Genomic DNA, 13,974 nt, shown 5'->3' with positions numbered 1-13,974 from the left:
GGCTTGTTAATTAGGAAATAAAATAAAGAAATAATTAGGAGGTTTAATATGGCTAAAAGCATTTTATTTGGAGAAGAAGCTAGAAGAGGAATGCAAAGAGGTGTAGATACTCTTGCGAATACAGTTAAAGTTACATTAGGACCTAAAGGAAGAAACGTTATTTTAGATAAAAAATTTGGATCACCACTTATCACTAATGATGGTGTAACTATCGCTAGAGAAATAGAACTTGAAGATCCATATGAAAATATGGGAGCTCAACTTGTTAAAGAAGTAGCTACTAAAACAAATGACGTAGCTGGAGACGGTACAACTACTGCAACAGTTTTAGCTCAAGCTATTATTAGAGAAGGTTTAAAAAATGTTACTGCTGGATCAAATCCAATGTTAATTAGAAATGGTATCAAAATGGCTGTAGATAAAGCAGTAGAGGAAATAAAAAAATATTCTAAACCTGTAAATGGAAAAGAAGACATAGCAAGAGTTGCTGCTATATCAGCTGCTGATGAAGAAATTGGAGCATTAATTGCATCAGCAATGGATAAAGTAGGCAATGAAGGTGTTATCACTGTTGAAGAATCTAAAACTATGGGAACCGAACTTGATGTAGTTGAAGGTATGCAATTTGACAGAGGATACTTAAGTGCGTATATGGTAACAGATCCAGATAAGATGGAAGCTGTTTTAGACGATCCATATATATTAATTAGTGAAAAGAAAATTTCTAACATTCAAGAGATTTTACCAGTTCTTGAGCAAATCGTTCAACAAGGAAGAAAGCTATTAATTATAGCAGAAGATGTTGAAAGTGAAGCAATTGCAACATTAGTTGTTAATAAGTTAAGAGGAACATTCACTTGTGTAGCGGTTAAAGCACCTGGATTTGGTGATAGAAGAAAAGAAATGCTACAAGATATCGCAGTTTTAACTGGTGGAACAGTAATTTCTGAAGAGTTAGGTTATGACTTAAAGGAAGCTACTATTGAAATGCTTGGAAGAGCTGAAAGCGTTAAGATTTCAAAAGAAAATACTACTATGGTAAATGGTAGAGGACATAAAGAAGATATAGAAAATAGAGTAAATCAAATAAAGAGACAAATAGAAGATACAACATCTGAGTTTGATAAAGAAAAGTTAATGGAAAGACTTGCAAAACTTTCAGGTGGAGTTGCTGTAATAAAAGTTGGAGCAGCTACTGAAACAGAGCTTAAAGAGAAGAAATTAAGAATAGAAGATGCTCTAGCAGCTACAAAAGCAGCAGTTGAAGAAGGAATAGTTGCTGGTGGTGGAACTGCTTATGTTAATGCAATAACAGAAGTTGCTAAATTAACTTCTGATACTCCAGAAGTTCAAGTTGGTATAAACATCATAAGAAGAGCTCTTGAAGAACCATTAAGACAAATTGCTACTAATGCAGGAGAAGAAGCTTCAGTTATAATTGAAAAGGTAAAAGCTTCAGCTCCAGAGGTTGGATATGATGTATTAAGAGCTGAACTTGTGGACATGATTAAAGTTGGTATCGTTGATCCTACAAAGGTTACAAGAAGTGCACTTCAAAATGCAGCTTCAGTAGCTGCAACTTTCTTAACAACAGAAGCTGCAGTAGTAGACATACCAGAAAAAAGTGCTCCAGCTCCAATGGGACCAGGAATGGGAATGGACGGAATGTACTAAAATAAAAGTAGAGGTAGGAAAAAATTCCTACCTCTATTATTTTACTAATTCAAATTTTATTACCTTGGTATAAAAACTAGTGAAGGACTTTAAGTTTTAGTTTAATTATAGAAGTTTATAGACTTGAAGTAACTAAAATGTTTTTAAATAGTCCTAGAAAAATAATTCTTGAAAACTTCTTTACTTTCGATAGAAATATCTTCTGGTAAATCTATTGGCCTTTGTAAAAAGTAGCCTTGACCTCCATAGGCTCCAACATCCATAATGGTTTCAAGTTCCTCTCTACATTCAATACCTTCCACAATAACTTTCATATCACAATTGTTAGAAAGAGTTACTAAACCTTTAATTAAATTTCTTTTAAAGTTATCCTTATGGATATCCCTTGTAAGATCCATATCAATTTTCAAATAATCTGGAATAACATCCAATATAGTCTTTAGTCCAGAATATCCGGAACCTACATCATCAAGTGCAATTTTAATTCCCAGGTCTTTTACATCATTAATGAATTTTTTATAGTTTTTCATTAAATGGATAGGGGCTTGTTCAGTTATTTCTAGCACAATATTACTAGTATCAATGCCATTATCTCTTAAACACTGGAAGGTGCTACTGGTATAAAAGTCGTAATCATTTATGTTAAAGGGAATCATATTTATAAATAGCTTGTAGCTTTTTAAAAAAGGGATAAATTTTTCTATGGCTTTTATCCTTGCTAATTCATCTAATAGATTTACCTTGTTAGATTTCTTAGCAGTTTTAAAAAGTAAGTCTGGTAGGTGAAGGGGAGACTTAGCAGGTCCTCTGCAAAGAGCTTCATATCCTAATATTTCGCCATTACTAAGGTTAACAATAGGCTGAAATATCATATTTATATCTTCTTCCTCTAGAATTTTACTAAACTCTACATTAAGATCTTTTGTTTTATACTTTAAAAGCTTATCCATAAATTTACCTCGCTTTATAAATAAAAGAATTTAGAAATCTTGTTTTTAAATTGCAAATTCCCTCCATGAGAACCAAATAACAAGATATGTCTGAATTATTGCCAAATATTAAGAAGTTAAATACAATTCAAATAACATCTTGACAAATTGTTTTATATTAACTAAAATAGATATAATTAAAGAAACCAACGAACATTAGATGTTAATAATTAAATAACGTTAGCTCATATATCCCTTGAATATGGCAAGGAGTATCTACCGGAAACCGATAATTTCTGACTATGAGTAAGATTGCATGTACAATAATAAAAAGTTGGACATGTTAGTTTTACTTATATTCGTAAAGCTAACATGTCTTTTTTGTATAGAGATTATTAATCTCAATCAAAGTTTAGATTTGTGATTTACATCTAATAATTTTTAAAATCATGATGTAAATTTAAGAGGCTAAATTTTACGGTTTAAAGTGCAGTAATGCCATTTATCATTATTAGCTAATGACAATATTAGAGTATAAATTGCATAAATAAATCACATAAATATATCTGAATTAATAGAAGCATACCTTATTTACGAACCATGGAGTCAATAAGGAGTTTTAGTATAATATTTATGAATAATGAAGAGAAAAGAGGATGACAATCATGGCAAGAATATTAAAACAAGCATATACCTTTGACGATGTATTATTAGTTCCAAACAAGTCTGATGTGTTACCTAAAGATGTTAAGCTAACTACTAATTTGACTAAGAAAATAAAATTAAATTTACCTTTAATCAGTGCTGGTATGGATACTGTTACTGAAGCAAAAATGGCTATTGCAATGGCTAGAGAAGGTGGAATTGGTATTATTCATAAGAATATGTCCATTGAAGCACAAGCTAGTGAAGTAGATAGAGTTAAGAGACAAGAAAATGGGGTTATTAAAGATCCATTTTTCTTATCAAAGGATAAAACCATAGAAGAAGCACTAGGATTAATGGCAAAATACAGAATTTCAGGTGTGCCAATTACTGAAGATGGAAAATTAGTTGGAATCATTACTAATAGGGATACAGTGTTTGAAACAGATTTTACAAAGAAAATAAGTGAAGTAATGACTAGTGAAAACTTAATAACAGCACTAGAAGGAACAACTATAGACGAAGCAAAAGAAATTTTAAAGAAGCATAAAATTGAGAAATTACCATTAGTTGATAAGGACTTTAACTTAAAAGGGCTTATTACGATTAAAGATATAGAAAAAGCTGTAAAGTTTCCCAACGCTGCAAAAGATGAAAGCGGCAGACTTCTATGTGGAGCTGCCGTTGGAGTAACAAAAGATTTAATGATTAGAGTTGATGCTCTATCAAAAGCACAAGTTGATGTGATAACAGTAGATACTGCTCATGGACATTCAAGAGGAGTTATTGAAGCTGTAAAGGAGATCAAAGCTAAATACCCTGAACTTCAAGTTATTGCAGGAAATGTAGCTACTGCAGAAGCAACTAGAGACCTAATAGAAGCAGGAGCAGATTGCATAAAGGTTGGTATTGGACCAGGATCTATATGCACTACAAGAGTGGTGGCAGGAGTAGGTGTTCCTCAACTTACTGCAGTAATGGATTGTGTGGAAGAAGCTAATAAATATAATGTGCCAGTTATAGCAGATGGAGGAATCAAGTACTCTGGAGATGTGGTGAAAGCACTAGCTGCGGGAGCTAAAATTACTATGATGGGTTCCTTATTTGCAGGATGTGAAGAAGCACCTGGTGAAATTGAAATTTATCAAGGCAGAAGTTATAAGGTCTACAGAGGCATGGGTTCCATTGGAGCTATGGCAAATGGAAGTAAAGATAGATATTTCCAAGAGGATAATAAAAAATTAGTACCTGAAGGTGTAGAGGGAAGAATTCCATACAGAGGTTCAGTAGTGGACACGATATACCAACTTATAGGCGGAATACGTTCTGGAATGGGATACCTAGGAGCAGAAACCTTAGAACAATTATATGAAACTGCTACTTTTGTAGTTCAAACTTCTTCAGGACTCAGAGAAAGTCATCCTCATGATATAGTAATGACAAAAGAAGCACCTAACTACAGCGTAAATGTATAAGGTTTCAATATATAAGTACATTACAAAGCTAAAGACGAATAAGTATAAGTTGCTTATGATAAATAAGCAACAAACCTTATTTTAACCAATATGTTTACAATACAATACAGAGAAGGGAGCTAAATTCATGAATAGAGAATTAGTTTTGGTAGTTGATTTTGGAGGCCAATATAATCAGCTTATAGCAAGACGTGTTAGAGAAAATGGTGTTTATTGTGAAATAGTGCCATATACTATCACAGTTGATAAAATAAAAGAATTATCACCAAAGGGAATTATTTTCACTGGTGGTCCAAATAGTGTATACGGTGAAGCTACACCTAAAATAGAGGAAGAAATATTTAACCTTAATATTCCAATACTAGGAATATGTTATGGAGCACAACTTATGGCTCATACTTTGGGAGGTAGTGTAAAAACTGCACCTGTTAGAGAGTATGGCAAGACTGAGGTAAATCTTAATACAAACAGCCTTCTATTTGAGGGGATTGAACACAGTCAATGTTGGATGAGTCATACAGATTTTATAGAAGAAAAGCCACAAGGTTTCGAAATTATTGGATATACAGATCAATGTCCTATAGCGGCAATGGGAAATGAGGATAAAAAACTTTATGGAGTTCAATTCCATCCAGAAGTTCAGCATACCTTATTTGGAGAGAGAATGTTAACTAATTTCCTTAAGAATATATGCAAAGCTAAAGGTGATTGGTCCATGGCTTCTTTTGCAGAAGAAAAAATTGCCAGTATAAAGGCATTAGTAGGAGATAAAAAAGTACTTTGCGCATTATCTGGTGGAGTAGATTCTTCCGTGGCAGCAGTACTTGTTCATAAAGCCATTGGAAAACAATTAACTTGTGTATTCGTTGATCATGGTCTTCTTAGAAAAGATGAAGGAGATCAAGTGGAAGAAATCTTTAAGAAAGGTTTTGATATGAACCTTATTAGGGTAAATGCACAGGAAAGATTCCTAGGAAAACTTAAGGGCGTTTCTGATCCAGAGAGAAAAAGAAAAATCATTGGAGAAGAATTCATAAGAGTATTTGAAGAAGAAGCAAACAAACTTGGTGAAATAGATTACTTAGTACAAGGTACAATTTATGCAGATGTAGTGGAAAGTGGAACAAATACTTCTGCTACTATAAAGAGCCACCACAATGTGGGAGGACTACCAGAAGACATTACCTTCGAATTAATTGAACCACTTAGAGAATTGTTTAAAGATGAAGTTAGAGCAGTGGGAGAAGAAATTGGAATACCACATCATTTGGTTTGGAGACAGCCTTTTCCAGGCCCAGGTCTTGCAATTAGAGTTTTAGGAGAAATCACTGAAGAAAAGCTAGAAATAGTTAGAGATGCAGATGCAATATTTAGAGAAGAAGTAGCAATAGCAGGACTAGAAAGTGAAATCTGGCAATATTTTGCTTGCCTTCCTAACATCCAATCTGTTGGGGTTATGGGAGATGAAAGAACTTATTGCCATACAGTAGCACTAAGAGCCGTTACATCATCTGATGGTATGACCTCAGATTGGGCTAGAGTGCCTTATGAAGTTCTTGATAAAGTATCAAGAAGAATTGTGAATGAAGTTAAGGGAGTAAACAGAATTGTTTATGATGTAACTTCAAAACCACCTTCCACAATAGAGTGGGAGTAAAATAGCCTTTCTCTTACTAAACATATATTTCAATTTGGCACATAGACAGCCTTTCTATGTGTCTTTTTTACATATTCATAATACTCATAACCCTCTAATTTATAATATTTTTCATAGAATTGATTAATGATATAAAGTGATGTATACTAAAAAGTGGAAATTAAGTAAATATATAAGTTAAAGTTTAGTAGACATTTAGATATTAGTAAGAGTTGAATTGGGTTAGTAAAACCTAAATCTTACTTTCAAATATTGTGAAGAAAATAAATTTATAATTGAATGAAATTTTTAAAGAATATTAGATTTAGTATGTAGGAGGAGAGAATTATGAGTTCACCAATATGTGTAAATGTAAAAAAAGTAATGCCTTTTGCCTATGAGGAAGATATATTGAAATTTAAATCAATGGTTACTGCAGCTCATCATACATTAGAAAATAGAGATGGTGCAGGAAATGACTTTTTAGGTTGGTTGGATTTACCACAGAACTATGACAAAGCTGAATTTGAGAAAATTAAAATAGCAGCAGAAAAGATTAAAAGAGATTCTAAAATTCTTGTGGTAATTGGTATTGGGGGTTCTTACTTAGGGGCTAGGGCAGTTATTGAAGCTTTGACACACAGCTTTAACAACAATTTACCTTATGAAAAAAGAAAAACACCTGCCATATACTTTGCTGGAAATAATATAAGCTCTACTTATTTATCTCATCTTATGGATATTGTAAAAGATGAGGATTTCTCGATAAATGTAATTTCAAAATCTGGAACTACCACAGAACCTGCTATTGCTTTTAGAGTTTTCAAAGAGCTACTAGAAAACAAATATGGAAAAGAAGAAGCTAAAAATAGAATTTATGTAACTACAGATAAGTCTAGAGGTGCTTTAAAGAGCCTTTCAGATAGTGAAGGTTACGAGTCTTTTGTAATACCTGATGATGTAGGTGGAAGATTCTCAGTATTAACAGCAGTAGGGTTACTTCCAATTGCTACAGCAGGGATAGATATTGAGAGTTTAATGAAGGGTGCTCTTGATGCTATGGAAGAGTATTCCTGTGAAGATGTTGATAAAAATCACTGCTATAAATATGCGGCTTTGAGGCATATATTATACAATACAGGAAAAACTACAGAAATAATTGTAAACTATGAGCCAAGTCTTCAGTATCTTAGTGAATGGTGGAAGCAGTTATTTGGAGAAAGTCATGGGAAAAACAATAAGGGTATTTTCCCAGCATCAGTGAACTTCTCTACAGACTTACATTCCATGGGTCAATACATTCAAGATGGGCTAAGAAACATTTTTGAAACCATTATTAACGTTGAAACTCCAAAGTTAGAATTAACTTTAAAAGAAGATGATAGAAACGTAGATGGGCTTAACTTTTTATCAGGAAAAACTATGGATTTTGTAAATAAAAAAGCTATGGAAGGAACAGCTCTTGCTCATAATCAAGGTGGGGTTCCAAATATCGTAATAAGTCTTAAAGATCTATCACCATATAGTGTAGGTTATTTAATTTATTTCTTTGAAAAAGCTTGTGCTATTGGAGGATATTTACTTGGAATAAATCCATTCGATCAAGAAGGGGTAGAAGCTTATAAAAAGAATATGTTTGCCTTACTTGGAAAGCCAGGATATGAAGATTTGAAAGAGGAACTAGAGAAAAAACTAGAGGAGTAATTATGAAAATAATTGTAGATGCAGATGCATGCCCAGGAAAGCATATTATTGAAGAAGTAGCAAAAACCTTTGGTCTAGAGCTAATATTATATTGTGATATGAATCATATATTAACTAGCGATTATGCTACAGTTAAGTATATGGATAGTGGTTTTCAAAGTGTAGATATGAAGATTGCTAATGAAGCACAGCGTGGAGATATTGTAGTGACTCAAGATTACGGAGTGGCAGCTATGGTTCTAGGAAAGAAGGCTTATGCTATAAATCCTAAGGGAAATATATACAGTGATGATAATATTGAGAAGCTTTTATTCGAAAGGCACCTCTCTGCAAAGGTAAGAAGAGGTGGAGGTAGAACTTCTAATCATAAGAAAAGAAGTAATGAAGATGATGAAAGACTTAAAGAAAACCTTATAAGGTTAGCAAAGAAAAAAAATGAAGAAGTATAAAAGCTTTTAATAATACTTTAATAAAGAATAAAAATATAAAAGGATTTGGTGTGGAAACTTATTTTTCACCAAATCCTTTTATATTTAATGACATTCTAAAAAGTAACTTTATATACTGTATTATGGTGCGCATAAATTAAAGTAAGGGTTAAAATTACCTGGAAAAACAGAGGTTTCCATATTCTTAATGTCCAGGCTTAAATTGCTCCATGTCTACAAAGTCTTTAGGGCCTTCAGGGAATAAAAGTCCATTATTAGTTTTTTCAATTATAGGATAACTATTTTCTACGGTATCAATTGTTATGTCTTTTTTCTTATAAGTATAATCAGGGTCATAATGATAATCTCTATCGTTTTTATTTTTATCCATAATATCACTCCTTACAGATATTTTTTACATCTAACTTGATTTTTATTACTATGATGCAGAATAAAAAAGTTTAAATGACATAAAGTGTTGTAAAGGTGGATAGATATCTAATCATCCACAAAATAAGGAGCTTCTCTTTATAAAATATAAAGAAAAAATAGTATTTTATTGTTACATATTATGGAATTATAGTATAATATAATCATAATGTCATGGAGAAGAGTTTTGAGATTGCTGGGGAGGAATATAAGTAATGAATGAAATGAATATTATTACAAGTTTAGAAAGTCCTCAAGAGAAGTGTAGAGAAATTAAAATATCCATTGAAAACAAAATAGAAGATGGATTATTATATAAATTTTTAATTGGAAATGATGGAACATGGGAAACAATAAAGGATTTTCATGAAGACAGTTGTGCCCTTTGGAATCCTAAAGAAGATGGCAAGTATATTATTATGGTACTGGCTAAAAGAGAAGGAAGTAAAAAATCTCATGATTATATTTCAAAAATAGATTTTATAATTGGAGCTATACAAGAAAAATTAATAAAAACTGTAAGCTTGGACAAGACAGAAGTGAAAATTGGACAAAAGATTAATGTTACTGTAGAGCCTAACAGGCTTCCAATTATGTATAGATACTGGATTAAGGAGAATGCTAAATGGCACTTAATCAAGGAATACTCTATTGAAAATACATTATCTTATATAGCAAAAATAGAAGGGGAACTAGAAATTCTTGTAGAGTGTAAGGAGGAGGCGTCCCTAAATGTATTTGATGATTTTGCATCTGCAAAATTCAAGGTTTTGCCAATAGAAGATGTGGAAATCAAGAATTTTAAGTGTCTTTGTGATGAACTTTTAGTAGATAATGAATTAACCTTTGAAGTAGAGGCTACTTATGATGAAAGCAGAACTATATTATATAAATTTATAAGAGTTGATGAAAATGGCACTTCAAAAGTAATTCAAGATTATTCAACCAAAAGATTAGTAAGCTTTTCAGAAAAAGCTGCAGGAAAGTATAAGCTACTATGTATTGCAAAAGATATGTATTCTCAAGAGCTATATGATGATAGAGCTATTATACATTATTCTGTAGATTTATATAAACCTATTAAAATATTAAGTCTTACCTCAGATTTAAGTTCCCCACAACTTGAGAATACTGGAATAATTCTTAAGGGCATTGCCACGGGTGGGAGCAAACTGCAATATAGATTTGTAATTGATGGAAACGACCCCGACAATTCCACCTATAGTTATAATAATAGCTATGTTTGGACACCTAAAAAGTGTGGCAATTATAAAATAGAATTATGGGTTAAGGATGAGAATTTCCAAGAAGAATACGAAGCAAAAGCTACTATGGAATTTTCAATAGAAGAAGATTATGTAGCTAAGATAGCTATAGAGGAAGTAATTTTAGACAAGAAAAAGGATTTGTTAGTGAATGAACCCGTAAATATTAAAGTTGTGGCTAAGGGTGGATTAGAATTAATGTATTCATTTTTAGTAATGAAGGATGGAGAAGTAATTGATAAATTAGAATACAGTGAACATAACTGGGTAGATTTCACACCAGAAGAAGTAGGGAAGTATGAACTTGAGGTTCAGGTAAAAGATAGAAGATCCAAAAGAGAATATGATGTACATTCTATAATTTATATTGAATGTAGAGAATATGTGCCAGCAAAAATAGATTATGTTTTGACTTCTAATAAGGATTTTTATGTTGTAGGGGATGAATATGCTTTAGAAGTTATTGCTGAAAATACTAAAAATACCTTAGTACAATACAAAGTTAGAATTAATCAGCATGAAGTGGAAGAAACGGAATTTTCCAAGGAAAAAAGGTTTAAACTAACACCAAAATGCCCTGGAGAATATGTAGTAGAAATTCATTGCAGAAATATAAGTAGTAATAAGTACTCTGATTGTAAAACAGAAGTTAAGTTCAAAGTGTTAGAAGCTCCACCTGTCACTGATTGTCATATTACCGTAGAAAATGAAAAGTTCAAATGTAATGAAGCAGTAAATTTTACAGTGGATTGCAAAGGTGGAAAAGATATAGTTTGTGAATTTTATTTAATGGAAAAGGGAGATTGGAAGGTTATACAAAAATATAGCAAGAAAAATTATTATACCTTTATTCCTTTTTCAAAAGGATATTACAAACTTTTAGTTCTATGCAAGAGTACTTTTAGTAAACTAGCATATGAAGACTATGATATTGTTGAAATAGAGGTAAATCAGTAAGTTTATTTAGAGATGACTTAACATAATAATAAGAAATGAATAATATGAATTAACATATAATATTACTTAAGTACTATATTTTTATTGAGTTTATTTTTTTACAGGAAATATATAAGCTAAAGCAGTCTTCTATATTGTAAAACCACCTTAAAGTAGCTTATATTAAAAAGAATGCAGAAAAGGGCTTGATATTTATACAGTTTCTTTATTGCAATTTATATACTAAAGAAAATAAAATAAAGATCATTATTAGTTAGTAATTATAGGGAAAAATAAAAGTGAGGTGATATTATGAGGTACATTATAAATCAAAAGATCTTTACTTTTGGTGATGATTTTACTATAAGGGATTATACCGAAAGAGAAGTTTTCTTTGTAAAGGGAAAAGTATTTGCCATAGGTGATAAACTAAAAATGTATGATATTCATGGTCAGGAAGTTGTAAATATAAGACAAAAAGTAATGGCTTTTATGCCGGAATATTATATTGATTTATTCGGGCAAGAGGTAGCAAGGGTGAAAAAGCAATTTACTTTGTTTACTCAAAAGTTCGACATAGACAGTACTTTAGGAGCCTATGAAATTTGTGGAAATATTCTTGCTCACAACTTCATAATATATAAAAATGGAGTGCAAGTAGCAGAAACTAGTAAAAAGTGGTTAGCTATTAGAGATAGCTATACTGTAGATATAAGTGAAAATGAAAACCATGCTTTTATCCTTGCCTTATGCATAGTTATTGACCAAGTACTTCATGATCAAAATAGAAATAATAAGTAATTTGCATTGGTTGTTTCAAAATACAAAATCATATTATTGGTTAAATAATTTTAAATAAAAAAATTCCTATGAGTTATAGGAACATATTATAAATGTAGAGCTAATTTTACCCTAAAATTGGCTCTATATTTTTATATTAAAATTCATTATAATTTAACTATAATTAGTGTAATGAAGTAAGTAAAATTTACGATTATTTAATTGTATGTTTAATTAGGCAATTGGATGGGATAATGTAAAGTTTTACTTCATTCTTGATAAGGTTAATTTATGTAATTTAAGTTTAAGGAATAAAGGTGTGAACCAGCACCATTAATAATATAATAAAGAATTGATGAATTTATAATAAATCTTAAATGTAAGGTGGATAAAATATATGAGCTATAACAATGTAAGTATGAATAACATAAATACATACAACAATATAAATAATAAAACTAATAAGGTAAGTACTAATAATCCTACGGTAGCAAATAGCACACAAGGGACAACAAGCAGTAATATGCTGGAGGCTCTAGGACTTGGAAACCTAGGGTTAGATAGTATGCTAGGCACAGAAAATGGACAAGGTACTGAAGGACTAGCTCAAATGCTTCAAATGGGAATGCTGTCAAAGGTTTTTGGTGGGGGTGAAGACTCATCAGGATCAGAGGGTTTTCAAATGGTTTTGGGCGCCTTAGTTAAGGCATTAAATGATAAGCAGCAAGGGAATAAAATTGGAATAGACAGTAATAATCAATTTGATGGTGTACATATTAATGACTTAGTTTTAAGATCTCTAAATAATACAGCAGTAAGTGCAGTTAATACCAATAAAACAGAAGGTGAGAGAATAGAACTAGCAATTAAGGAAGCTTCTAAAAAACATGGAGTGGATGAAGAGTTAATTAGAGCTATAATCAAAGTAGAATCAGACTTTAATCCTAAGGTGAAGTCTTCTGCAGGAGCTATGGGATTAATGCAGCTTATGCCTGAAAATGTGAAATATTATGGAGTAAAGGATCCTTATAACATAGAGGAAAATATAGATGCAGGAACAAGACATATCAAAGATTATTTAAAGATGCATAATAATGATCTTGATATGGCTCTTGCAGCATATAATTTTGGGCCGGGGAATATGAGAAAAAGAGGAATAACCGGTGAAGAACACTTTTACAAATTGCCAACTGAAACTAAAAACTATTTAGTTAAAATTAGGAAGTATTATAATCCATAAGCTGCCTTGTTGCCATAATATACTAAATGTTTTACAATTAGTACGTATGTTAAAGCTAAAAATATGTAAATAATAATAGTATTACGAAAGTGAGGTATGGCTATGGAGCGTTTAGATAAAGTTTTAGCCAATTTGGGCTATGGAAGTAGAAAAGAAGTTAAGGCACTTTGTAGAAAAGGGGAAGTAATTGTTAATGGCATTGCTGTTAAGGATAGTGCAGAAAAAGTAGATCCTATAAATTCAGTAATTGAGGTACAGGGAGAAGTTCTTAACTATAGAAAGTTCATTTACATAATGATGAATAAACCTGATGGTGTTGTTAGTGCAACCTTTGATAATCATGATGAGACAGTTATAGACCTTTTAGATCCTGAATATCAAGTGTTTAATCCTTTTCCAATAGGAAGATTAGATAAGGACACTGTAGGATTGCTTCTTATAACTAATGACGGGGAACTTAACCATAAAGTTATAGCACCTAAAAATCATGTTGATAAGGTGTACTATGCAGAAATAAATAAGTCAGTTGATGAGAGTGATATTAAAAAGTTTCATAAGGGAATAACCTTAGATGATGGATATGTTTGTATGCCAGCTAAGCTTGAAATACTAAATTCTGATGAAGATGGAGCTAAGGTTCACGTAACTATTCAAGAAGGAAAATTCCACCAAGTAAAAAGAATGTTCGAGGCTGTAGGAAAAAGCGTGGTTTATCTAAGAAGAATTAGTTTTGGTCCTTTAGCTATAGATGAAAGTTTATCAGAAGGTGAATACAGAGAACTTACTGAAGAAGAGCTAGAAATGCTGAAAAATGTATAGCATTGAGTAAAATA

At 31.6% G+C, this 13,974-nt stretch carries 11 protein-coding genes and 1 riboswitch; of the genes, 9 read left to right on the top strand and 2 right to left on the bottom strand.

Annotated elements, in window-relative coordinates; translation table 11 throughout:
- The first annotated feature begins 48 nt into the window (after positions 1-48).
- On the top strand, positions 49-1,674 hold the full coding sequence (groL, locus tag RR409_RS00455; RefSeq protein WP_332555743.1) for a chaperonin GroEL: 1,626 nt from the start codon (positions 49-51) through the stop codon (positions 1,672-1,674).
- A gap of 143 nt (positions 1,675-1,817) precedes the next feature.
- Here groL and RR409_RS00450 read toward each other — a convergent pair whose 3' ends face one another.
- Positions 1,818-2,624 (bottom strand): EAL domain-containing protein, encoded by an 807-nt coding sequence (locus RR409_RS00450; RefSeq protein ID WP_332555742.1) that lies wholly within the window; start codon positions 2,622-2,624, stop codon positions 1,818-1,820.
- 204 nt (positions 2,625-2,828) lie between these two features.
- Positions 2,829-2,926, top strand: a riboswitch (purine riboswitch).
- Between the two features lie 342 nt (positions 2,927-3,268).
- Here RR409_RS00450 and guaB point away from each other — a divergent pair.
- From guaB to RR409_RS00430, 4 genes are all read left to right on the top strand, one after another.
- A complete protein-coding gene (gene guaB, locus RR409_RS00445) occupies positions 3,269-4,723 on the top strand; it encodes an IMP dehydrogenase (protein WP_332555741.1) in 1,455 nt (484 codons plus the stop codon).
- A 127-nt stretch (positions 4,724-4,850) separates the two neighbouring features.
- Positions 4,851-6,380 carry a glutamine-hydrolyzing GMP synthase gene (guaA, locus tag RR409_RS00440; protein ID WP_332555740.1) on the top strand — a complete coding sequence of 510 codons (1,530 nt, stop codon included), beginning with the start codon at positions 4,851-4,853 and terminating at the stop codon, positions 6,378-6,380.
- A 327-nt stretch (positions 6,381-6,707) separates the two neighbouring features.
- The gene (locus RR409_RS00435) at positions 6,708-8,063 is read left to right on the top strand and encodes a glucose-6-phosphate isomerase (protein ID WP_332555739.1); all 1,356 of its coding nucleotides are present in this window, start codon (positions 6,708-6,710) and stop codon (positions 8,061-8,063) included.
- Between the two features lie 2 nt (positions 8,064-8,065).
- Positions 8,066-8,512, top strand: coding sequence for a YaiI/YqxD family protein (locus RR409_RS00430; RefSeq protein WP_332555738.1), 447 nt, complete (start codon positions 8,066-8,068; stop codon positions 8,510-8,512).
- A 184-nt stretch (positions 8,513-8,696) separates the two neighbouring features.
- On the opposite strand, the gene RR409_RS00425 is transcribed toward RR409_RS00430, so the two are convergent.
- The gene (locus RR409_RS00425; protein WP_332555737.1) at positions 8,697-8,882 is read right to left on the bottom strand and encodes a hypothetical protein; all 186 of its coding nucleotides are present in this window, start codon (positions 8,880-8,882) and stop codon (positions 8,697-8,699) included.
- A gap of 253 nt (positions 8,883-9,135) precedes the next feature.
- Between RR409_RS00425 and RR409_RS00420 the strand changes: the two genes are divergently transcribed.
- From RR409_RS00420 to RR409_RS00405, 4 genes are all read left to right on the top strand, one after another.
- Positions 9,136-11,142 carry a triple tyrosine motif-containing protein gene (locus RR409_RS00420; RefSeq protein WP_332555736.1) on the top strand — a complete coding sequence of 669 codons (2,007 nt, stop codon included), beginning with the start codon at positions 9,136-9,138 and terminating at the stop codon, positions 11,140-11,142.
- Between the two features lie 291 nt (positions 11,143-11,433).
- Positions 11,434-11,922: an LURP-one-related family protein gene (locus RR409_RS00415; protein WP_332555735.1), complete on the top strand. Its 489-nt coding sequence runs from the start codon at positions 11,434-11,436 to the stop codon at positions 11,920-11,922.
- Positions 11,923-12,298: 376 nt separating this feature from the next.
- Positions 12,299-13,141: a transglycosylase SLT domain-containing protein gene (locus RR409_RS00410; RefSeq protein ID WP_332555734.1), complete on the top strand. Its 843-nt coding sequence runs from the start codon at positions 12,299-12,301 to the stop codon at positions 13,139-13,141.
- Between the two features lie 102 nt (positions 13,142-13,243).
- Positions 13,244-13,960 carry a pseudouridine synthase gene (locus RR409_RS00405; protein WP_332555733.1) on the top strand — a complete coding sequence of 239 codons (717 nt, stop codon included), beginning with the start codon at positions 13,244-13,246 and terminating at the stop codon, positions 13,958-13,960.
- Positions 13,961-13,974: the final 14 nt, after the last annotated feature.

Source organism: Clostridium sp., assembly GCF_036642255.1.
Classification (GTDB): Bacteria; Bacillota; Clostridia; order Clostridiales; family Clostridiaceae; genus Clostridium_J.
Note: the sequence above shows the minus strand (reverse complement) of the source record. Positions and strands in the feature narration are given on the sequence as shown.

What these genes read in the sequence shown, in the direction of transcription:
- groL (WP_332555743.1), top strand. Translation starts at nt 49, where the DNA reads ATGGCTAAAAGCATTTTATTTGGAGAAGAAGCTAGAAGAGGAATGCAA.
- RR409_RS00450 (WP_332555742.1), bottom strand. Translation starts at nt 2,624, where the DNA reads ATGGATAAGCTTTTAAAGTATAAAACAAAAGATCTTAATGTAGAGTTT.
- guaB (WP_332555741.1), top strand. Translation starts at nt 3,269, where the DNA reads ATGGCAAGAATATTAAAACAAGCATATACCTTTGACGATGTATTATTA.
- guaA (WP_332555740.1), top strand. Translation starts at nt 4,851, where the DNA reads ATGAATAGAGAATTAGTTTTGGTAGTTGATTTTGGAGGCCAATATAAT.
- RR409_RS00435 (WP_332555739.1), top strand. Translation starts at nt 6,708, where the DNA reads ATGAGTTCACCAATATGTGTAAATGTAAAAAAAGTAATGCCTTTTGCC.
- RR409_RS00430 (WP_332555738.1), top strand. Translation starts at nt 8,066, where the DNA reads ATGAAAATAATTGTAGATGCAGATGCATGCCCAGGAAAGCATATTATT.
- RR409_RS00425 (WP_332555737.1), bottom strand. Translation starts at nt 8,882, where the DNA reads ATGGATAAAAATAAAAACGATAGAGATTATCATTATGACCCTGATTAT.
- RR409_RS00420 (WP_332555736.1), top strand. Translation starts at nt 9,136, where the DNA reads ATGAATGAAATGAATATTATTACAAGTTTAGAAAGTCCTCAAGAGAAG.
- RR409_RS00415 (WP_332555735.1), top strand. Translation starts at nt 11,434, where the DNA reads ATGAGGTACATTATAAATCAAAAGATCTTTACTTTTGGTGATGATTTT.
- RR409_RS00410 (WP_332555734.1), top strand. Translation starts at nt 12,299, where the DNA reads ATGAGCTATAACAATGTAAGTATGAATAACATAAATACATACAACAAT.
- RR409_RS00405 (WP_332555733.1), top strand. Translation starts at nt 13,244, where the DNA reads ATGGAGCGTTTAGATAAAGTTTTAGCCAATTTGGGCTATGGAAGTAGA.